Source organism: Aureliella helgolandensis (assembly GCF_007752135.1).
GTDB lineage: Bacteria > Planctomycetota > Planctomycetia > Pirellulales > Pirellulaceae > Aureliella > Aureliella helgolandensis.
The window spans coordinates 5,257,401-5,279,551 of record NZ_CP036298.1 but is presented as its reverse complement, the minus strand read 5'-3'; the positions used below and the strand labels follow the sequence as shown (position 1 = coordinate 5,279,551).

At 55.7% G+C, this 22,151-nt stretch carries 16 protein-coding genes; 8 read left to right on the top strand and 8 right to left on the bottom strand.

What is annotated here, in order from left to right; translation table 11 throughout:
* Window positions 1-432: 432 nt before the first annotated feature.
* Window positions 433-585, bottom strand: coding sequence for a hypothetical protein (locus Q31a_RS30285; RefSeq protein ID WP_197355387.1), 153 nt, complete (start codon window positions 583-585; stop codon window positions 433-435).
* 30 nt (window positions 586-615) lie between these two features.
* Between Q31a_RS30285 and Q31a_RS18395 the strand changes: the two genes are divergently transcribed.
* The 6 genes from Q31a_RS18395 (at window position 616) to Q31a_RS18370 (ending at window position 6,732) form a co-directional block, all read left to right on the top strand.
* A complete protein-coding gene (locus Q31a_RS18395) occupies window positions 616-1,767 on the top strand; it encodes an arsenate reductase/protein-tyrosine-phosphatase family protein (protein ID WP_145081125.1) in 1,152 nt (383 codons plus the stop codon).
* A gap of 147 nt (window positions 1,768-1,914) precedes the next feature.
* Window positions 1,915-2,379: a ribose 5-phosphate isomerase B gene (rpiB, locus tag Q31a_RS18390; RefSeq protein WP_145081123.1), complete on the top strand. Its 465-nt coding sequence runs from the start codon at window positions 1,915-1,917 to the stop codon at window positions 2,377-2,379.
* 320 nt (window positions 2,380-2,699) lie between these two features.
* Window positions 2,700-3,257, top strand: coding sequence for a hypothetical protein (locus Q31a_RS18385; protein WP_145081120.1), 558 nt, complete (start codon window positions 2,700-2,702; stop codon window positions 3,255-3,257).
* On the top strand, window positions 3,257-4,051 hold the full coding sequence (locus Q31a_RS18380; protein WP_145081117.1) for a Nif3-like dinuclear metal center hexameric protein: 795 nt from the start codon (window positions 3,257-3,259) through the stop codon (window positions 4,049-4,051). Before Q31a_RS18385 ends, Q31a_RS18380 begins: the two co-directional genes overlap by 1 nt.
* Window positions 4,052-4,285: 234 nt before the next feature.
* On the top strand, window positions 4,286-5,026 hold the full coding sequence (locus Q31a_RS18375) for a glycosyltransferase family 2 protein (RefSeq protein ID WP_145081114.1): 741 nt from the start codon (window positions 4,286-4,288) through the stop codon (window positions 5,024-5,026).
* Complete coding sequence (locus Q31a_RS18370; protein ID WP_231690823.1) at window positions 4,948-6,732, top strand: hypothetical protein; 1,785 nt, start codon at window positions 4,948-4,950, stop codon at window positions 6,730-6,732. Before Q31a_RS18375 ends, Q31a_RS18370 begins: the two co-directional genes overlap by 79 nt.
* A gap of 534 nt (window positions 6,733-7,266) precedes the next feature.
* Here the strand turns inward: Q31a_RS18370 and Q31a_RS18365 are convergent.
* Window positions 7,267-8,577, bottom strand: coding sequence for an IS701 family transposase (locus tag Q31a_RS18365; RefSeq protein WP_145072406.1), 1,311 nt, complete (start codon window positions 8,575-8,577; stop codon window positions 7,267-7,269).
* A 246-nt stretch (window positions 8,578-8,823) separates the two neighbouring features.
* The gene (locus tag Q31a_RS18360) at window positions 8,824-9,636 is read right to left on the bottom strand and encodes an alpha/beta hydrolase (RefSeq protein ID WP_145081108.1); all 813 of its coding nucleotides are present in this window, start codon (window positions 9,634-9,636) and stop codon (window positions 8,824-8,826) included.
* A 386-nt stretch (window positions 9,637-10,022) separates the two neighbouring features.
* Between Q31a_RS18360 and Q31a_RS18355 the strand changes: the two genes are divergently transcribed.
* Window positions 10,023-10,445, top strand: a complete 423-nt coding sequence (locus tag Q31a_RS18355; RefSeq protein ID WP_145081105.1) for a hypothetical protein — start codon at window positions 10,023-10,025, stop codon at window positions 10,443-10,445.
* 668 nt (window positions 10,446-11,113) lie between these two features.
* Here the strand turns inward: Q31a_RS18355 and Q31a_RS18350 are convergent.
* The 3 genes from Q31a_RS18350 to flgN are packed head-to-tail and all read right to left on the bottom strand — an operon-like array spanning window position 11,114 to window position 15,341.
* Window positions 11,114-13,075: a flagellin N-terminal helical domain-containing protein gene (locus tag Q31a_RS18350; protein ID WP_145081102.1), complete on the bottom strand. Its 1,962-nt coding sequence runs from the start codon at window positions 13,073-13,075 to the stop codon at window positions 11,114-11,116.
* A 28-nt stretch (window positions 13,076-13,103) separates the two neighbouring features.
* Entirely contained in the window at window positions 13,104-14,801 is a 1,698-nt protein-coding gene (gene flgK / locus Q31a_RS18345) for a flagellar hook-associated protein FlgK (RefSeq protein WP_145081099.1), read from the bottom strand.
* Between the two features lie 39 nt (window positions 14,802-14,840).
* A complete protein-coding gene (gene flgN, locus Q31a_RS18340; protein ID WP_145081096.1) occupies window positions 14,841-15,341 on the bottom strand; it encodes a flagellar export chaperone FlgN in 501 nt (166 codons plus the stop codon).
* Window positions 15,342-15,557: 216 nt separating this feature from the next.
* On the opposite strand from flgN, the gene Q31a_RS18335 reads away from it, so the two are divergent.
* Window positions 15,558-16,697: an ATP-grasp domain-containing protein gene (locus tag Q31a_RS18335; RefSeq protein WP_145081093.1), complete on the top strand. Its 1,140-nt coding sequence runs from the start codon at window positions 15,558-15,560 to the stop codon at window positions 16,695-16,697.
* Here the strand turns inward: Q31a_RS18335 and ygfZ are convergent.
* Window positions 16,694-17,623 (bottom strand): CAF17-like 4Fe-4S cluster assembly/insertion protein YgfZ, encoded by a 930-nt coding sequence (ygfZ, locus tag Q31a_RS18330; RefSeq protein ID WP_197355386.1) that lies wholly within the window; start codon window positions 17,621-17,623, stop codon window positions 16,694-16,696. The genes Q31a_RS18335 and ygfZ overlap by 4 nt on opposite strands.
* A 215-nt stretch (window positions 17,624-17,838) precedes the next feature.
* Entirely contained in the window at window positions 17,839-22,104 is a 4,266-nt protein-coding gene (locus tag Q31a_RS18325; RefSeq protein ID WP_197355385.1) for a beta strand repeat-containing protein, read from the bottom strand.
* Window positions 22,105-22,151: the final 47 nt, after the last annotated feature.

Below are 22,151 nucleotides of genomic sequence, written 5' to 3'. Positions count from 1 at the left end.
GTGGGAGGGGGCAAGACGGCTTGCTCATTCTACCGGTTGCGGAGCGTTTGTGGTGATTCGAGAAGCTCCGCCAACATATCTGTGACTCTGTCGGCAAAAAGAATATATTGATGGCTTAGAGCCTTAGAGCGAACCGGCCTGCTCGCGCGGCCTGCCGCTAGTAGAGTTATTGAAAAAGTAAGCTACCGCGCTTGCATCGCGGAGTTTGGCAGTCGCTCGCTCACCGGCTTTTTGATTGAATTGCACCACAATTTCGACGCACAAACCGCACCTCGAATTCCCGCAGGAGTCGCTACCGCACGTGCCCAGCTCGGCATTGGACTTAGCCGCATTGAGCCCAGCCGCATTGAGCCCAGCCGCATTGAGCTAGCGTCCGGTTCTCCGCCGTGCGGGAACTCCCTGTGGCTGAGCGCGAGTCGTTAAACGGAGTCGTTAAACGCCGCTTGCAACGACAGCCAGCAACGGATCGGGATATGATTTCGATAGCCGTCGCGGGACGAGTTGCGATTTTAGCGTGGAAACTGGAGCGAGTGCGTAGATCAACAGACCGCTGGGGGCGATTTGCCGCGCGATGGAAGTCGCCATTATTCCCATTCCATTTCATGATGAAGAACGATGCCAAGCAATCTCGACTGGAAAAGTAGCGATGATCCGCGCGATGCGGTCCACATAATTGTTCAGTCCTTGGCGGAGGGGGGCTTGGTCGTACTGCCTTGCGAGACCTCCTACATGCTCTTTGCGAGTGGGCTCAACGCCGATGCGGTTGGGAGATTGCTGGATTGGCACGGGAGCGAGCGAGAGGAGGGCACCGCATGCCTGATGCTTCGCTCGCCTCAGGAGGCCCTCGATTATGTGCCGGACATCTCAAAGGTGGCGGCGCGGATGGTCAACCGCGGCTGGCCAGGACCGCTATGCCTGCAGTTGCCAAGTGTGGGAGCGACGAGCCTAGCCCATGCGTTGCCGGAGTCGGTCCGCGATGCGCTGCTCGTCAAACAGCGATTCCTACCCATGCGCGTGTCGGCCCACGCTGCGATCGCCCACGCGATGCGGCTCCTGCCGGGACCGTTGGTCGCCATGCCGCTGTGCAATGCCAAGGGGGAGGTGGTGTGTGATGGACAGGAGGTTGCGTCCTTGGCGGCGGATGTCAATTTGATCGTCGACGATGGACAAACCCACTTTTGTGGCCCGGCGACCACCGTCCGAGTGGAGGGGAATCGTTGCGAGCTGTTGGAAGCAGGCGTCGTTGACCTTGAGAAGCTCAACCGCTTGAGTCAGCTGGTGGTGTTGTTCATCTGCACTGGAAATTCCTGCCGCAGTCCCATGGCAGAAGTGATGTTCAAGCATCTGTTGGCGGAACGGTTTCCCGAAATTGCAGCTCGTCAGCCCATCCCTTTTGCCATTGGATCGGCCGGCCTGAGCGCTTTTCCTGGGGGACCAGCGTCTCCTGAGGCAGTGCGCGTCATGCAAAATCGTGGTCTCAGTCTCACTCGACACCAAAGCCAAACTGCCACGGAGCATGCGTTGCGGCAGGCAGATTTAGTGCTGACGATGACCAATTCCCACCGGCGCGCCATCGTGGATCGATTACCCAACTTGGCCGAAAATACTCGACTCTTAAGCGGTTCGAATCATGATGTTTCCGATCCCTTTGGCGGTCCAGAGTCCGTTTATGCGGCTTGTGCAGATCAAATGGAGGGGTTCTTGAACGACTGGGTTACGGTCTTGAAGGAATCATGGTTTCCCGAGTGGCAAGCTGGGGCGACATAGTATGGTTGGAACCGTGCCGAATCGTTAGATTCGCACTGGCCCCGCATCCACTATCGTGGTACCCAAACTGCCTAGTTTACTGTAGGTGCCTGAACCGTAGGCGTCGAAATCGAAGTAGCAACTTCCCAGGTTAGCGTTAGATACAACATGCAAATATCGATTGGCAGTGATCACCGCGGCGTCCACATCAAAGCGAAGTTGATTGCGAACTTAGAGGCCTGCGGGCATCAAGTTCGAGACTTCGGGACCGATGGGGAGACGAGTGTGGACTATCCTGATTTCGCCAGCTTGGTGTGCAAGTCGGTGGCGGAAGGTGCTAGCGAGCGTGGCATCTTGATATGCGGCACCGGGATCGGAATGGCCATTGCTGCCAACAAGTTCAGCGGAGTGCGCGCAGCGAACTGCTATGACGAGGTGATGGCGGAGCTTTGCCGGCGACACAACAACGTCAACGTCCTGTGCTTACCTGGAGACTTGATCGGTGATCGCCCCATGCATGACTTGGTGGGTATCTGGATTGGAACCGAGTTTGAAGGGGGCCGGCACCAACGCCGCCTGGAGAAAATTGAGGGAATTGAACATACCCAGCGTGGGCTCGGAGACGAGGGCTAAGCGGTCAAGCGGAATATGTGTGGGTCGTACCTTTTCTACGGCCCAAATTTGAGCGACTTTGGCTTGACTAGCTAGTTTCTTTCAAGCCAACTCTTGAGTCGTGCCGGCATCCGTATAAAGTCGAACGTGTGAATGCAAGTTGATTGTCCTGGTGGTGGGTCGGAGTTCACCGCCTCAGCTTGTAGTTTGTCGAGACTCGTACATGGAAAACCCACAATCGGTGGGGCAGCGAAACGCACATTGTGTGAATTCGGCTGAATGCAGCCATGCATCGGGGAAGCGACAAAACCTAGTACTTCCGCACTTCGAATTAGAATCCTATGCCTGAAGCCATTGACGAAGTAGATTTGCTGTTGCTGAACGCACGCTTGCGGGACGAGCTTGAGCCATATATCGATGAATCGGTATCGCTCGTGCATTTTCGGCAAATGAGCTTACGAGAAGAGAACAGTTTTCTCGAATCGATGCTGGCTTGGGAGCGTGCTCCGGCACTCCCGATCAGCTGTTGGTCATTGCCGGAATTAGTGCTGCCCAGGCCTTCGACCCTCGACGATGAGCAGTTGCGAGCATTGCTGTATGATGCGGCGGAACGACTGTACGCGGTGCGCGTGGTGCTGGAGATGACAGACCATCTCTCGGACCGCGAGTTGTACACGCTGATTTATCGCGACATCTTGCCGGCCTGCGAAAAGAAAGTTGATCTACCTGGCAACTTCCTGTGCTGGCGCTGTATTGATGAGTCGGACGACGAAACGTGGTTGCAGTTCTATGCCACCGAAAGCGAACGCTTGCAGTGGCTGGAAACCAATTATGGGCCACTGCCAGAGGCTCAAGAATTACCCTACCAACGCAAGCTCCCACGCGCGTCAGGCTGTTGATGCATACCGTCGCAGACATCGCAACGTGGATGCAGCAAATCGCGCCGCTTGAGCTGGGGGAAAGCTGGGACAACCTCGGACTCTTGCTCGGGGACCGTCGGGCTCCCGTAGAGGCGCTCATGACCTGCCTCACACTCAATTCGGCCACGGTTGGCGAAGCAATCGAGCAAGCCGTTGGGATGGTCATCGCGCACCACCCCCTGCCCTTCAAGCCACTGTCTAAGATCACTTGTGATGAGGTGACGGGAGAATTGGTGTGGAAATTGGCGGGCGCTGGCATTGCTGTCTACTCGCCTCATACGGCATGGGATTCTGCCCCAGCTGGCATCAATGCTCAATTGGCTATGCAGCTCGGAATGCGAGATGCAACACCCCTCATCCCCTCTTCGATTGAGGGGCTCACGCAGCTTGGGGCGGGCCGCATCGGCAATCTTCCCATGCCCCTCACGGGTAGTGAAGTGGCCGCCATTTTGAAAGACCTGCATCCCACCGCGCGCCCGCGTGGCGTGGGCCTGGGCCAGAGGGTTTCGCGAGTGGGGATTGCCTGCGGGAGCGGCGGCGGTCTGCTGCCTGCGGCGCTTGAGCAAGGTTGTGAACTGTTTCTCACCGGTGAAGCCACCTACCACACCTGTTTGGGGGCAGAGGAGGCTGGTGTGGCCCTGCTGATGATCGGCCACCATGCCAGTGAACGCTTCTCGCTAGAGACCTTGGCACAGCATATTTCCACGGAATTCCCTTCAATTCGCACTTGGGCCTCAAAAAATGAAAAGGATCCTGTAAGGACTTGCTCCTAATCGCGTCTCCTACACACACGCAGCTCCAATCCCTTGTCTAGAAGCGTTTCTAGCAAGTGAAATGGGGCATTCCCACGGGATGGAGACCGCTGGTGCTGAAGCGGAGTTTGCTTTGGTAGTAGCGAGTTGTCTGTGTACATTCGTTCATTGACCGACTGGCCTGACTTCCTATAGTTAGTGGTGACATTGAATTGGTGACCGGCCAGAGGGCGCGAGCAACTAAGGGATTTGAGTATGAGTAAGTGGTTAGCGGCCTTGCCGGTCTACAATGAGGAACATTACGTTGACGATGTGTTGCGTGAAGTCTCCAAGTACGCGGAAAATATTTTGGTGATCGACGATGGCTCGTCCGACGGCACCGCCGAGCGACTAGCCGCTTGGAAAGATGTGCATGTGGAGCGGCATCCGCAGAACACCGGCTACGGTTCGGCTCTCCAAACTGCGTTCCGCTATGCGATCGAGCAGGAGTACGAGTATCTGATCACGCTTGATTGCGATGGTCAGCACCAGCCCAAGCGTTTGCCGCAATTCCTAGAGGCGTGCGAAGGGGCGGATATTGTCTCTGGCAGTCGATATCTGAAGCGTTACGAGGGGGACAGCGAGCCACCGACCCAGCGTTTGAAGATCAATCGTCAAATCACCCAGCAGCTCAATGAAACGCTGCAATTGAATTTGACCGACGCGTTCTGCGGTTTTAAAGCCTATCGAGTCGAGGCGCTAAAGCGGCTCGATATCAAGGACAACGGCTATGCGATGCCGCTCGAGGTGTGGGTGCAGGCCGCGATGCGAGGATTGCGAGTGATTGAGATTCCAGTTCCGCTGATCTACCTGGATCTCAGCCGTTCGTTTGGTGGCGCGTTGGATGAGTCGGAAAAACGGTTACAGTATTACAACCAATGCATAGCGAGCAGCATAGCGGTCATGGAACAGCGTGGCTTCAGCTTGCCGACCAATCAGGCTTTTTCTCAGGGTTGAAGGCGATGACCGAGGTCATGGTGGAAGAGTACCAGCAGTATCGCGCTCCCAGCGAAGATGGCGCGAGTTTAATCGCACCGAGTCTGGAGCGCTTGGTATCCGTGTTGAATGGCACGGCAGCCTCCGGCCAGGAGGCGGCGGTCGACTTGGGAGGATTGGAATTCTGTGGCAAGCCGTGGCGGCTAGTGCGCGAGCAAGCCCGGGCCGAAGCGGTCGCTCTAGCACTCGACTACACCAGCCAGTATCTGGATGTTGCTGCGCTCCGTCAGGATGCCGAGACCCTGGCGACGCGTCCAGTCGTGATGTCGGGGCATCAACCGGAACTGTTCCATCCCGGAGTCTGGTTTAAGAACTTCCTACTGTCTTCCCTAGCAGAGAAGACCAATACGATCGCCATCAATTTCTTGGTGGACAACGATCTGTGCCGCAGTACGTCCATTCGCGTGCCAACGCACATGCACGCAGGAGCGACGCACCAGACCAATCACGTGGAGGGAGAGTCGACCGATCCGTTTGGCGTCGCCAAGGTGCCATTCGATGAACTCGGTGAACCACTCCCCTGGGAACTGCGAACTGTGCAGTCGCATGAATTGTGGGATAGTTTTCCCGATCGTGTCGAGCGGTTGCTGAACGTCTCGGATCTAGCGGCGCCCGAGTCGCCAGCGCTGCTACGCGAGTTGTGGACCGATGCCACCGAATCACTGCAGCGGACGTCCAGGCCCGGTTTGGCAATTGCCGAAGCACGCCACCGGATGGAGCACCGCCTTGGTCTGCGGACCCTGGAGGTGCCATTGAGTCAGCTCGTTGCCACCCGTGCGTTTGCGAGGTTTTCTATCCAACTGCTATCGGAGTTGCCTCGTTTTCAAGAGGTCTACAATGACCAACTGGGGCGATACCGAAGTGCGCATCGCATTCGCAACCATGCGCACCCCGTTCCCGCGCTCGAGCAGGAGCAGGACTGGTTGGAAGCGCCCTGGTGGGTCTATCGCGCCGATGCCCCCAAGCGACAGAAGCTTTGGGTGAGGATGCGGGATGCGCAGTTAATCTTGAGTGATCGGTCGGGCTGGCAAGCAGTGATCGAAGGACGATTGGATTGTGACAACGCCTCTGCCCAGTGGCTCCAGCTGCTGTCGGACGGAGTCTGTCTGCGACCTCGTGCCTTGTTGACGACGATGTACAGTCGCTTGATTGTCAGCGATATGTTCCTGCATGGAATCGGCGGGGGGAAATACGACCAACTCACCGATGCGATCGTAGGCGATTTTTTCGGGATCGCACCTCCGCCCATGGCGGTCGCATCCGCCACGTTGCACCTACCGATGGGTGGAGAAACTGGCGTTGGTCTGCGCGAGCGCACGTCGAAGTTGATTCGCCAGCAAGAACAGCGTTTATGGGAATTGAAATTCCATGCCGACCAAGTTGCGGATTTGACAGGTGAAGAAGCCGAGCGGTTGCGGGCTCATAAACAGGAACTCCTGAATCATATTCCCGAGAAGGGTGACAAGTGGGAATGGCATCGCGACATGACGCGCACCAATCAACGCTTGAGTCAATTGGCGTCCGACGCAACGAATGCTACCAAAGCTAGGATTGCTGAGTTGATTGCCATGGAAAAGCAGGTCCGCATTGCGCAGTCGCGCGAGTACAGTTTCTGCCTCTACCCGCGAAAGTATCTTGCCCAACGCCTCCGCGAAATGGCTCGATAGTCGAGCGCGAACGCCAAGTCGAGTGGTCGGTGGACGCGCTCTTGTCTGTGGTCAGTATTTTGACGCCATTTTTGAGTTCACAATCTTCAAAGTGGCGTTTGTTGATTAGCGAGGCGTTCCGTCCGCATACTGCCGTTCTTCGCGGTGGGTTCCCGTGCGCCAGTTGGATGTACTCGTCAGCCTAAGCTCTCCCCACAGTCGCAGTACGCAGGTGTCATCTCTCTCATTCAAACTGAGCTAATGAAGATGTTGGCAGGAAGATGTTGGCAGGAAGACGTTTTGCTGCTGATTTGGCTCCTCTAGGGGAGCCTGCCTGTCGCGACAGCTTGTCATGGTCAGTCGTGGACGTTGGCGAAATCGAGCACTTTCGTCAGCACGGCAACGGTGCTGAGCGCCCGCACATAGGATCGTCAGAACAATAAGTGTCGCCAGATCGCTCCGCCGATCGGCATGTTCACGAACGAACCGGCGGAGCGGTTCGGCGTCTATCCGCCAATAATTGTTCCGACGGTCCTTAGTTCGACTTTCGCACTTTTAAGCTGCGAGTGACAGCAGAACTTCCAGGGGCTTGATTAATTTCTGAGCCGCTGGCGGTAAACGACCGGCTGAGAAAATAGATTGTCGTGTTTCCTCGACTGAATCGCGACGCAGCGTCGCGAGCATATCCGCGAACGATGCATGGCGTTTGCCACGCCACATTCGTATGAATGGACCAGGCTCTGGCCGGACGTGTTCGTGCCACAACACAATCAGACCATACAGATAGAACATTGATGGCGTCGTGCGGCGAACCGCTGCGCGGACTCGGTTCTGCGGTTCGCCCAGACCGAGGTGACCCTTGGCTTCTTGGAACGTCGTCTCGACCGGCCAACGAAAAGAGAACCGCTGCAAGATTTCTTCTTCGCTCAAGTTGACATTGGTGCTGTAGAAAACTTCGATTCCCCGCCCGCCGCGAAGGTGCTCCACCGCGACCACTTTGACTTCTCGTTCAGGGGCAAGGTACAACCGGCAGACCACCGACGTGATCCGAACATGAAAGCTCGATTGGCTGTACAGGTTGATCGTGGTACGACGAAGTCCCTTGGTCGCTAACATCTCGGTCGGCTTGGGCAGCACCGGTCCACGTCGTGGTGGACGGCCTCGCCCGGGTTTCTTGGGTCGTGGACCTTCACAGAGTCTGGCGTCTTTGCCAATGCGACCGGTGACATGCATGCCGCTGGGGATTTGCTCCAGCATGCGACCACCGGTGTAAGCCGAGTCACCCAGGAAATGCAGGGATTTCTCGCCCGCATGCTGGGTCAACAGTTGGATCATCTCGAGCATTAAGTCGGTCTTCTTGCGATGCTTGCGACGTAGCTTTTTGTTGGTCTTGGTGTTCAGATAGAGCCTCATCAAAACCGGGATCGCGTACTTTCGCGTCGGATCTTTTCGTGAAGGGACTAAGACACACAGTACGACCCAGCAGTGGCCCCAGCGAAACGACGTGAAGCCACTGGAACTTTGGCTGGCATCCCGGTGCATCCCTGTGCCGTAGATTTTCAAGCCTGTCTTGTGAATCAGGGTATCGTCGCCGACAAGATAGCAATGTTGCTGATCGGTGAGCTTGACGACGAGATCGAACATTGCCAGTCCCACTTGGTCGATTGACCACCTCGCTCCGGCAAAGATACGGTGATAGGCGCTGTGATGTTTGGTGGGATCAATCGCTCGAAGCGCCCCAGTGATATTCCTGCGAGGTGCGAAGATCCATCCTGCGACGAATTGCTTGAAGGACTGTGCGGTTGGCTCAGTCATCGCGGCAGTAAAGACTTGCAGAAGTGGCATGAAAGATGTTGCAATGTCCATTGAAAGTGGCCTCCTTGTTTGGGTTAGTTAACACAGGCGAAAGCCTGCAACCCGGGGGCCAGTTTCTTCACAACCATTTGCTAGCAAAGGGCTTAAAAGTGCGAAAGTCGAACTTAGCACTTCCCCAACTTGCACTCATCAGATTGATCGCCCATCTGGGGAGAGATTTTTCCCACCCTGCCCCGCTCTGGCTAGGTCTTGGGGGATAGCAGCCGGCAGGCAGCAGCGGGGCTGTTCCAGTTCATGCTACTCGCTAGAGAGCAGAAATTCGTCGAGCGATTGGAAAACCTCGTCTGGCCAAGGCGTATTGTGCCCAAGGGAATCAAGTGCGATGAACTCCTTCCTCTGCGAAGGGCTGGCCGCGTGGAGATCGGCGGCGGAGCGAAAGGGGACCACTTGATCGGCGTGTCCGTGAACTTGGAATAGAGGGCCCGAGTAGCTTTCGATGCGTTGGTAGGATGGATAGCGGTTTCTGAGCAGTAAACTCACGGGGAGCCAGGGGAGATGCCACTGAGCTACGTCGACCATCGATTTAAAAGTGCGATCCAACACCAGGCAGTGAGCACCATTCTGGGCAGCTAGGTGCACCGCCACGGCTCCTCCCAGCGACCGCCCCCACAGGATGATTTTGTCTGGCTGCTCTCCCGTTTGCTCGACCAGCCAACGCAAAGCGGCTTCGCCATCTTCGAGCACGCCCGCTTCAAACGGCTTGCCATCACTTTTCCCATAACCTCGGTAGTCGAACGCCAGTACATTCCGCTGGAACCGAGCTTGCAGATCATGCAGCTCTTCCGACATGTAGGATACATCTTCACCGTTGCCATGGCACAGCAGAATTGCTCCTTTCGCGTTGGGGTGCTCCGCGAACAATCCATGAAGCCGCGTGCCATCAGCCGACGTGAAGGTTACCTCTTCAAAAAGAGGGATCCTCGGAAGCTGTAAATTTTTGTCCGCCTGAGGAGCCGGATAGATCATCGAGCGTTCGAAGAATGCCAGCATGAGCAGTGTTCCCAAATAACAGGTTCCAACAATGATGAGACTCTTTTTTAGGCGTTTCATGCGAATAGCTGTTTTCCAGACTGGTTGCTGCGATGCAACTCGTTGCAATCTTGCTAGCCAACCTCAATGCCGGGCGTTTCTCATCAGGACCGTCGAGGCTAAAGCACAGGCCATGCGAAATCAATGGCCCGTGACGTCTAGTTTGACGATTAGACGCTCAGCTATTCAAGAGCAATTGACGCTTGAGTTTCAGAAGATGAACGGGACGCAGCGGTGAAAGGTTGGGAAATGGAAGCGAATGTCACACCCCGCATTCCGACGTTTTTCATCTCAGGCGTCGGGGACGTTTGCTTGCTGCTGGCTCTGACTCTAGATTAGAATGCGCGGCGGGGTGGTTCGTTTGCAGTAACACGACTTGTTAAAATTTCGGTTGAGAAGGCGACAACGTGACTGATGTTTTTCCCAAACAGGGGACTGGCTATTTTCAGTGGAATGCTGGTGCCTGGTTCGGTGGGCTACTCGGCGGAACCGCCTACTTGGGTGTCGGTGGCGTAGTGTTTCTTTTACAAGATTCGTTTCTAGGAATGGCTTGGCTTTTATGCTTTGCGATCGCAAGCTCTAGCGGCGTATTTCTTTGGAGGTTTCGCCACGTCTTCGCTCCCTATCCCGCCATGCAAGCTTTGATTTTCGTCTGTGGGGTTTGCGGGGCTACTGCCATGAGCGCTGCGTATTTCTTGGCTCCGGAAAGCTCAGATGTCGTACAACTAACGCCGGCTGGAAGTTTCCTGTTCCTGATGGTATTCCCAATATTGATGGTGTGGTTTCAGCTGCTCGAAATCGGCTCGCGCCAGAGAGCCAACAAAGAATGACGACCAGCCTGCTGCAGCATGAGGTTTTTTGGGGAGGACCGGGGAGCGAACAGGAGTTCACTCTGGCAATTGGAGGGCCGCCACGCTCTATTGGAAACACTGTTTCAGGCTGTATTTAAAATCTCCCAAGCAACTAGGCTGGCTCAAATGACGAAACGCAATCCGGCACGATACGTGGTTCGCTTTCGTCTTCAAACGGTGTTGGTGCTTCTCACCGCATTGGCCATTCCTTGGGGCTTGATTTGCGTGGATCTGCATCGGGAGCAGCAGAGGAGGCGAGCTGTAGCGACTCAGAGGCATCTTGGAGGACATCTGTCAGAAGCGAGAGGCGTTTGGCCGAAGGCTACCGGGGTGACCAACGGCTAACTGCGACTGCTCTTGGGCGACGAGTACTTCTTGGGGGAGGTAAGGGATCTCCAGTTCGTCGTACGCACTGTGCGGGATCTCGAAGTGCTGCGTTTATACCCAGTAGTGGAGAGCCTAAGAATAAGTGGTGTTATGGTGACGGATGCTATGGTGGAGTCTCTGCCGAGGCTGCCTCAGCTGAATCATTCGGCTTTGGACAATGCGACTCTCAGTGAAGCAGGACTTGAACGCATAGCAGCGATCGGGAATTCTCGAGCACTCGAATTTGGCAACTGTACATTACGCATCGATTGCGCACACGCCTAGAGGTAGTCGAATAGCGACAATTGCGAGGTCTTGCCCATCAACTGCAAGGAGGCTTGGAGGGCTGCTTCCCGGGCGTTTAAGTCTGAGATGACTTTGGCTAAATCGGCATCCAGTTCATCGGATTGCATTTGCTCGAGCTGAATTGTTTGTTCCGCCGTTAGATCTTTAATGGAATCGATGGATTGTTGGCGCGTACCCACAAACCCTCTGGCCAAAGACATGCGTTGCAGGTCCTCGTCCATAGCGGAAGAGATGCGAAACATGTCTTCATTGTTGCCTGTTTCCAGTGCTTGCTGGAGACGCAGAAGCGTGTTGAACACTCCTTCCACTTGGACGCCACTGACATCGCTGCCACCAATCCGGTTGACGGTGCCAGCCACGGAACCGATGGTTTGATCTTCGTTCCGAGAGACCAGGCCGAGGCCCCAGGCCGCCTGGCTACCGCCTACATTGGCAACTTCGATGGGTTGGCTGCCTGCCAGTGAGGTCAATGTCAGTCCATTGCCGTTGGTGGCTAGAGCGGCCGTGACGCGCGTACTGGCGTTAACGTTGTCGACGTGATTGTTGATCCGAGAGAGGACGTCGCTGATTGTTTGCGTGTTGCTCAGGTCAACGTTAAAGGTGGTGCCATCATTGCGTGTGATCCTGAGGTCTTCTCCTTCGGTGTTATCGAAAATTCCTTGTTCATTATTGAGCGTGGATAATCTTGTATCGAGGTCCATCGTTCTCAGGCCAAGTCGAGACGCCAGATTGCCCCCGTTCTCACCGATGGAAAGACTGCTGCCGCTCTCGGTACTTTGCAACGAGAAGTATCTACCCGTACTGTCCAAGCCAGCCTCCACACTAGCACCGGACAACTTGATGCGATTGACGAGATCCTCCACAGTCGTGAGCCCCACGGTGGACACGATGTAGGATTCCTCCCCCTGTTCGATCGAAAAACTGCCTGAACCGAGTCCCACCCCGTCGAACAGTTGGTTCAAAGGGGTGGTTGAGGTAGCGATTGGATCGAGATCCCCACCGACCACTGGACTTAAGCCAACGGTTTGGACGTTGTTGATCTGTAGATCGTTCGCCATGTTCCCTGAACCAACTTCAGACACGCGAAGCAGGCCACCCAGACCATCGGCGTACTCAATATTGATGCCGTTGTTGTCCAAGGTCACCTGAAGTTCGCGGCCACTCAACTGCACCGAACTGAGCGCTTCGGTAACATCGGAAATGTTATAGGCCGATGTGAGATCGAGCTGGAAGACTTCGACTCCGTCGCTGAGCGAGATGGCACCATTACGTATTCCATCGCCACGATTAAGGCTTGCTAGGGGAGTGTTGCCTGCAATGCTGGGATTCAAGTCGATGGTGCTTTGAACGCGAGAGCTGCGAACGCCGAAGGCGTCATCCGCGGCCACATTCGCAGCGATGGTAGAAGCATAATCCGAGATGGTTTGCAGCGAATCTGCATTGCCGTTGAATCGGATCAACTTACCCAATGGATTGATCGGTGGATCGTTCAGTGCGGATCCGCCAAAGATGAATTGATCGCGAAACTTAGCATTTCCAAGCTCTGTGAGCTTATCAATGGCTGCAGTGACTTGAGCTTGAAACGCCTGTTTCTCATCGTCCGAAAGAGTCGTGCCGGTGGCACTGACGGTGAGCCCTTTGATTTCAGTCATGATCGACTGAGCTTGCGCGAGCGTCGACTCGGTAGCGGACAAAATTGTATCGGCACTTTGTAGATTGCTGCCGATTTGCGACTTGTATTCCAATTGCCGCTGGGCGGCCATGGCTTTTACGGCGGAAGTTGGGTCTTGGCTGGCCTTCGAGATCCGTCGGCCGGTGCTCAATTGAGTCTGGAGATCTTGTATCGCCAGTTGGTCATGATTGATTTGAAACAGCAGACGCGTTTGCGATAGCTGGTTAGTAGCGCGTCCACTGGGAGCGGGATAGAAGTTAGTCATAAGCTACTCAGCCTACTTCGATCGTGAATTAGAGATTGACGAGGACGTCCAATAATTCACTGGAGGTTTGGATCAGACGACTGCTGGCCTGGAAGGCGCGTTGGTAAAAAATCATCTTGACCGCTTCTTCATCTAGATTGACACCGGAGGTAGCCAAATGCTGCCCTTCGAGAGTGCGGTAGAAATTGCGCAGTCCGTCCGACAATCCTTGCTGCACACTAATGTCTTGGCTGGTGGTCGCGATAATATTCTCGAAGGTCTGTTTGATAGAGCGATTGTTGAGTCCAGCGATCGGTTCGTCAAACGCTTGAGCAAGTTTCAGTGCATTGTCGGTAGCAGCGCCCACGCCGGTCGTGCTAGCCGCAAACATACTGGGGTTGCCAGCCACTATCGGATTGACACCAATGGAGTTCGCCGAATCGCCAACAAAAAAGGTGTTGATGCCGGAGGCAGCGAGGAATCCAGAACTGTCGTTCTGAAACGAGAATTGCAGCTTGGTGGAATCCGACTCGATGCGCAAGCCACCTTCAGTTGAGATCGAAGAGTTGAGGCCTGAAATTGCATCGAGGGCCGTCCGCACATCTTCCAAGGAGGTGTCGTCGGTACCACCCTGCAGTTTGACACGGATGGTATGCGTTTGGGAAAGGCCTGTAGCCGTATCGAGCACTTGAACTTCAAACTCGCCGTTCTTAATTTCGAGCGGGAATCCCGCCAGGTCGAGTGGTCCTTGGGAGTCGTCTGTCTTATGAGCGGCCGTGACGGAGTTGAAGCCAGCCAGCCCCTGGCCCTGCGAATGGATGCGATTGAATTGCTCGATGAGGTCTCTGGCGAACTGGTCCAAATTGGTCTTGGCATCGCCCACCGCACCATCGCGGGCTTGGTAGAGTCCGTGCAGCCTGCCACCGGAGACTTTGAGAGGTGATTGGGTATCGGCCAAACGCACTTCCGGGTAAGAATCATCGCCGTCGGTCCGCAGTGCATATTCGACGGGCCGTTGAATTCCATCCGCTACCAGGTATTCGCCGCCCACGAATACTGAAACCGCTCCACTGACCTGTTCGACGGCGCGGATGTCGACAAGTTTGGAGAGTTCTTGCAGTGCCGTGATGCGTTCGTCCCGTAGCCCCACGGCATCGCTGCCACTGCTGCGGCCACCTTCGACTTCTACAATGCGTTGATTCAAACCAGCAATTTGCTTGCTGATCGCATTGATGCTTTCGGAAATACTTCGAACCTCTGAATTGAGATTTACTGAGATATTGTCAAGCTGGTTACTCACGGAGCGAATATTAGAGGTCAGGGAGCTTCCTCGTTCGATCACTAACCTGCGGAGAGAGTCATTGCCGGGTTGATTCAACACATCATTGATACTCGCCGAGAAGTCGCTGAGCTGGGTGCTGAGATCGCTATCGGTAAGCTCTCCGAAAATGGCTTCCATTTTGTTATAGACTTCGCCAACCGCGTCGCTACTGGCCAGTTTGCTTTCGGTCTGGCGGAGGCGGTCGACGGTGTATTCGTCCACTTTCTGAACAACGCCGGTGGCGCGAACCCCGTATCCCAGGATTACGCCGCCCACCCGAATGCCCGGCCCACTGGACTGAATCAACTCCTGTCTCAAGTAGCCTGGCGTGTTGGCATTGGCGATATTATTGCCAACGACATTCAATCCAAGTTGGGAAACTTGGAGTGCATTTGAGGATTGTTGAATCGTGGAGAACAGGGACATGGCACAGCCTAGTCTTGGTACAAAACCAACGGAACGTGGTTAGAGACTTGTATCGAGCAACATGCCTCCGCCCGTATCGGATCCAGCGGATTGCAGGTAGACGTCTTTTCGCGCGCTGCCCTGCATGAGGATCTGCATCATGTCACCGTAGTACTGCGCCGATTGGCTCAGTAGCACCCAGGTAGCTGCGTGGAGACGCCGCAAATTGGAAAGTTGTTTCTTGGCCTTCCTGAGGCTCTGACGTAGGGCTGCCGACGGAGCTTGCCAGGCAGGCAAGTGTCGCGCGAGACTCGATAGATCACTGTTGGGCAAGCCGCCTTGTTGAGCTTCGTCTAACAATTGCTGCCGAACAAGGATGAGCTGCTGGAGTTCCCGCATCAGAGTTTCGGCTTCAGGTGTCAAGGTTTGCAAGCGGTCGTGATCGCTCGCCACAATGGCCTGTTCCCCCTGACTGAGCCAGGTTTCCCAACGGTGGTTGACGTCCGAAAGTCTGGCTAGGTAAGATTCGAGACGGAGCGTTACATCCCCCAAATTGGTCATCTGTCGTTCTCCCACATCCCTGTTTTATGCCATGAACGCCGCGCAGCTCCGCCATCGACACTTTGTCGCGACAGGCGCACAATTGCCCAACAGGATTAATCGGCATTGCTCCTGCAGAATGTTCAGGGCAACCGATGATTAATGTCAACCGCGTGGCGGCGCGTCCGGCTTGGGGCCTGCTGACGAAGCCAGCAAACCGAATTCGGCGAATCGAATATGAAAATTGCAGTGCTAGAATGGATGTGCGGCGGCGGTACAAGCATCCACCCCTGGGGGGAAACGCCGACTCTGCCTGCGCGCGACCAGCTACAAGCATTCTCCATGCACAGAGAGGGCATGGCGATGCTGGCCAGTTTGGTAGAGCAACTTACAGAAGCTGGCAATGAAGTATACGTTGCAATTTCTAGAGAGTTACAAGAAACGCGTTTTTTGCTCAAGCTGCGGGAGGCTGCCCACGTCGTCCTCCTGGAGCCTAGTCACCAGTCCGATTTGTTGGAGCATTGGCGAAGCATCGCTCAATCGTGCGACCAGGCAGTGGTGATTGCACCGGAGTGCGGAGGCGCACTCCAGGCCGCCGTAGAGAAACTCGGGACGCTGCCCAACGTGTTGGTGAATTGCTCTGGCCCGTTTCTAAGTACGGCTTGCAGCAAATTGAAGACTGCTCGAGCGTTGGCAGAGGCTGGCATTTCCCATCCACCAACGCTGCCGCTTCAGGCACTCACCCTTGCGTGGCTGAAGAGCACCCAAGACTTGTGCCGAACTGCCCGGGACGAGCCTCAGTGGATAGTCAAGCCCGATGACGGGGCGGGGTGCGAGGGAGTGCTGCGGCTGGGCAGAAACGAGCTGCTGCAACGCCACGCACAGCTGTTGGCTCAGCCCGAGCCGCTGCTCGTACAACCTTGCCTGGCGGGCGCCGCCTTCGGGTGTTCAGCCATCATCGATGCGCGGGGAAACGCCCATTGGCTGCCACCTGCAACGCAAAACCTGGAAGCGGTTGGAGAGTTGGAGCAGGGGTGGGAGTATCGAGGCGGCGAAATTTCGTTGGGGGGGAACCAAGTTATTCCCCCCCGCAGGTTGGTCGATGCGGCGCTCCGTGCCTGCGGAACCGGTGGGATGGGGTGGGTCGGAGTCGACATGCTCTTCGACCTCCACTCGAATTCGTGGACGGTGATTGAAATCAATCCACGATTCACCACTTCCGTGGTTGGACTGGCAAGCGCCTATACAGGAAATTTGATCAGCGAAACATTGCAGCTAGCGAACGGCCAAAGGCGAGAGTTGGCTGGCGCATTTACCCAATCGGTTTCCTTTGATGCGGTGGGAAACGTGGTTCCGCTAGCCTCCCCCGAGCGTTAGGTCAGCTCGTGAGCTAGGACGAGTGCTCGATCTCCGTTGCAAGTCAATTCCGTGCCTGGATTGAAGGAACCGCGTTTGAGTGTTGCGAGCCCCAAAGGTTGTGGGATGTTCGTCGAAGTGCCAGCCACCGAGCTCAACACGCCTACCTCTTTGTCTCCGTGTAGAATTACATCCCCTGCTTTCGCCGACGCAGGGAGTTCTATTAATGCTAACTTCTTTTGCAATTGGCCGCGCGCATCTAAGCGGGCAATCGTTTCCTGTCCCAAGTAGCACCCCTTCGTAAAGCTGATGGCCAGTCCGTCGCGATCAATCTCCTGAGGGATGGTCTTTTCTAGTAGTTCGCAGGATTCCAGCGGCCAAAAATTCTGAATTTGCAGCGCCCGACACTCCTCGTTCGAAAGCCGTTGAAGACTATGCTGAACGAGAAAGTCGTCGACCGCACAGGTGGCCGCTTGCTCGACGATCCAAGCGACAGACGTTGCGCCCCACATGCGAATCGGTATTTCGAGTATTGCTTCTCCTGTCGGGAGTTCAAAGCGATTTACGTTGCCTGGCAGCGGAAGTTCTGTTGGCGTTGATTCTCCGAGGATCGTGGAATAGGGCTGTCCGATTAGGTAGAGTGCACGATCGTTGGAATGCTCCCGAACTTCCGCATCTTCGCGAATGATATAGCGGTCGATGTGCTGGGCGACCGCCTCTGGCCGTGAGTGTTGGCCGAAGATCCAGACGCTGTTTCCCAAGATAGCGATTGCTCCGTGGGCAACGGCCCAACCACGCAGGTTGGTGACGAAGGATTCGCGACTCTCTGCGTCTCCGAGCTTTGCGATATCTTGGGTGCAGAGGTTATTGACAATTTTCGCAGCATCTTGCCCAACGACTTCCACCATTAATGGTATGGAAAGCTGAGTGAAATAGGGCTGGTTCACTTCGGAGTATCCCTTGCACGAGACCAAAAAAAAACTGCACGCCGTCAGGTAGTGGCCTGACAGCATGCAGTTTACGGGTTCTGGCGGTATTGTTGAAGTCGCCTCCGTTGCTAGGAGCGGCGGCGGTCGGTATCGCCCTGAGTTAAATGGGGTGAGCTAAATGGGATGAGCGACGCAGATTTTTCGTCAATCCGCAGGCTCAAGTGCGTCGAGCCCTAATCACCGACTTGTGAGGAAGCTAGGAACCGCCGCTTGCTGAGTGGCGACAGGAGGTCTCCGAAATCGAAGGCGACGGCGTCGGTCGTTCCCAAAGTGATGTTGGTGATCTGATTGGCGGAGGTCGTCGGCGTCGTGGTCGATCCGGTACCGGCATTGGCGGCACCATCTTGGTATCCAGCCGGCTGGGTTTGAGTGACGGTGTACGTGCCAGGCAACAGGTTGCTAAAGATGTAAGCCCCGTTCGCGTCGGTCGTCGCCGATTGATTGATCGTCGCGCTCGTAATATCCGTGCCGGTCAACACAACGGTGACACCGGGCAACATCTGGTCGCCAGCATCGTTGATTCCGTTGCGATTCATGTCAACGTAGACCACACCTGAAATACTCTTGGGCACCGCGACAGCCGTTGTTTGCGAGGCTGAATTGTTCGAAGTATTGGTGTCCGTTTCCGTGCCGGTGACCGTCGCGGTATTGGTCAGCGTTCCAGTTGCTGTGGCATTGATTGAAGCGGTGAGAGTAATCGTAGCGGAGGCTCCTGAGGCCAGAGTACCGATGGTACCAGTAACGGTATTCCCCGAGTTGGTTACGGTGCCCAGCGTTGAGGTGCCTGAAACAAAGGTCATGCCAGCAGGCAATACATCGCTCATCACCACATTCGTAGCCGAGGATGGGCCGTTGTTAGTAACGACGATTGTATACTGCACGTTGCTTCCAGCCGCTGCGGGGTCGATATTGTCTGTCTTGGTAACCGACAAATCAACACTGCCGTTGACCGTTGTGGTGGCCGTAGCGGAGTTGTTGGCCGTATTCGACTCCGTCTCTGTCGCCGTCGCTGATGCAGTATTGGTTAAGGTGCCTCGAGTATCTCCGTTGATGCCCACAATGAGTGTGATGGTGGCCGAAGCGGACGGTGCGAGAGTTCCCAACTGAGCCGTCACGGTTCCCGATGCTTGACTCGCACTTCCTTGGGTGGTTGCTACGCTCGTAAAGCTAACGCCACTCGGAAGAACGTCTGACAAATTCACGTTCGTTGCTGTGGAAGGACCAGAATTGGTTACAACAATGGTGTACGTCAGGGCATTACCAGCCAGGGCTGGATCAACGGAATCGTTTTTAGTGACTACGAGATCCACTGAGGAGTTGAGCGTTGTCGTTTCGGTAGCGACGTTATTGGCCGTGTTGGTCTCCGTCGCCGTCGTATCTGTCGTCGACACGGTTGCCACGTTGCTCAGTGTGCCGCGAGCATCTGGCAATACGGTTGCATTGACCGTGATCGTTGCCGATGCACCCGAGGCTAGACCACCAATGTTGACGGTTAAATCGTCGTTATTCGCCGCCACGGTATCCTGTGCCGAGGTCGGGACCGTTACGGTTCCAGCAGTCGACGTCGCGGAGCTAATTTGAATTCCGTCCGGCAAGTTGTCGGCTAAATTCACTCCAATCGCGTCCGACGGACCATTGTTCGTCACGACGATCGTATAGACCAAGGCTTGGCCGGCGATGGCCGGGTCGGCTGAGTCGCTCTTGGTGACCGCCAGGTCGATAGTGCGTTGCGTCGAAGTTGTTTCCGTGGCTGTATTGTTCGCGGTGTTCGCGTCAAATCCAGCGGTGGTTTCGGTCGAGCGTACCACGGCACTATTGGTGAATGTGTCTGCCGCAGCTTGCTCAACATCCACAGTTACCGTGACGGTGGTTGAGTCGCCCGATGCTAGGCTGCCTACGTTGATGATTGCATCGGAGCTACCACCAGTTGGCGCGGTAACGGTGCCACCGGTAGCCGAAACGAAGGTGACTCCTGCCGGAAGCGTATCGACGACTTCGACATTCGTGGCATCGCTGGGGCCGTTGTTGGTCACTACCATCGTGTAGACGACCTGCCCCCCCCGGTCGACCGGGTCGACATCATCGGCTTTGGTGATGGCGAGATCGACGGACGGATTCACGTCCGTCGTTGCCGTGGAAGTAACTTGAACCGCTTCGTCTGCTTGAGCGGTGGCACTATTGGAAATCGTCGAACCGGTGAAGCCAGCCGCAACGGTGGTCACAACGGTGACGGTAGCTGTGCCCGCAACATCTAAACTTGGAATGTCGACAGTGATAACGCCAGACGCTTCGGAAGCCGTACCGGCGGTGCTGGTAACGGAAGAGAAGGTTAAGCCGGCGGGAAGTGTGTCAGAGATCTCGACATTCGTCGCGGTCGACGAGCCCGTATTGGTAACTAGAATCGTGTAGGTCAAGGTGCTGCCCACGCCTACCGGATCGGGTGTATCCGACTTCGCAATGGTCAGTACCGCTAGCCGAGCGATATCGATGTCTGCGAAGGCCGTATCGTTGTTTGAATCGGTATCATTGCCGGTTCCCGATACACTCACGTTGTTGCGCTGAGCGGTCGCAGCAGCTGCGGCTGCAGGGACGCGCACCACGACCGTGATCGTTTCGGTCTGGCCTGACGCGAGTGTGGCGTAGGCGATCTCGAGTTCACCAGCCGAGTTGCCCGTTTGCGTCACAGTGCCGCCCCCTGTGGCAGTGGCGGACTCGATGGTCAGGGCGTTTGGGGTGAGGTCCGGTAGGTCATCAACAATCACGACGTTATTCGATGCCGCTGGTCCGTTATTCGTCACGGTAATCGTGTAAGTGACGGTAGCACCGGCGGTGGCATTTACCGTGCCATCACTTGGCGTGGGATCATCCTCGGCCACGGCAACTTTAGTGACTGCAAGGTCGACGGCGGGCACAAAGCCAAAGTCGACAAAACTGTTGGTATTGGCGTCGTCGCCATCGGCAGTTGGCTCACCGCCAGCAACCAACGTGATGATCCCAGAGGCTACACCGCTAGCTCCAAATATCGCTCCGACATTGGTCCCATCGGCTAACACGGAATTGGGCAACGTAGCAGTGCTGCTGCTGAGGAAATTGAATAGAGGATCGCCATTGGCAGCAAACTCTGTCGCTGGAACGACTACGAAATAGTCACCAGGCAGCAAATCGCTGAAGAGATAGTTCCCACTGGCGTCTGTGGTTTGCGTCGTGCCTACGACGGTATCTCCCGCGCCGATATCAAGCGTTCCGTTGCTGTTGGTGTCTTCGTACAGAACGAGGTCGACACCAGCGATTCCATTCTCGCCTACATCTAGGGTGCCGTTATTGTTGTCGTCACCGAAGACTTGGTTTCCGATCGCCATTGGATTTAGGTTGGCGAAATTCTCAGTAGCGACGAAGGGGGCGACGATTCCTGAGAAGTCAAATTGTGCGTCCGCTGCAGCAGCTAGATTGATTTGGATGCGTATGGCGGTGACATTGGTGAAATCGGCGCCAGTACCAGCTCCCACGGTGAACGAGCTGAAGTCGAGGATGACATCCTCCGTAGCAGCGGCTCCGACGGTGATGGGGAGTGACTCAGAGGAGATCTGCGAGAAGTTTCCAGCACCGGAGTAAACTTCAATATCAAACGTGTTGCCCGCTTCGGAGCCTACCAGGAAATGGAAGGCCGATCCGCCCCCGGTTGTTAGGTCCAAAATATCGCCGCCGGTGAGGTGCGATAGCGTGGTCGCGTCGCCATCGGCGCCATCATAGGAAAGGATGACCGTGCCTGTCGTTCCCACGCCTGTATCCACCGTCAATAGTGTGGAATTTAAGGAGGCTGCAATCGTGCTTCCACCACTGAGGTGGTTCACCACCAAATCGCGTTCACCCGTAATCGCTTCCGCGCTGGCGCTAGAGTTGGACAGTGTGGGGGTGCCGCTATTGACCACCAAGGCGGCCAGGGTGTCATTGAACGAATCTACGGTCTGCGTGGAGACACCAATCGCGTCCGTCGACGTGATGTCTACGACTTTGACGGTTTCTGCAGTCCGTTGGAGCTTGCCAGCGACGGGCGCTTGTTCCACGAAGTAACGGCCAGCGGCCAAGCCGGTGAAGGCATAGTTACCATTGACGTCGGTGGCGAGGGTTTCGAGTAGTATGTCGTCTCCGGCTGCGGTGCCACCTGAGCTCTCAAAGGTCCCCACGCCTGCCCCCGCTCCACCATCTCGATAGAGATATACCGTGGCCGCTTCGATGGGAGGATTGGTACCGGTCGCAAAACCGTCATCTGTGTTGTCGGTGAAAACATTACCGCCGATGGTGGCGATATCACCAGCCAGCAAGCGGCGCATTTCCATCGGCTCTACTCGCAAGGTGCGATTTCGCGATCGACGCCGTTGCGAACCTGTGGGTCGGTGTTTCTTCAATCGGGCGAGTAGACGACCAAGTAGATTCGTCATGGAGAAAGGCTCCCTTCCGTGGAACGTCATTGAATGCAAAAAGCCCG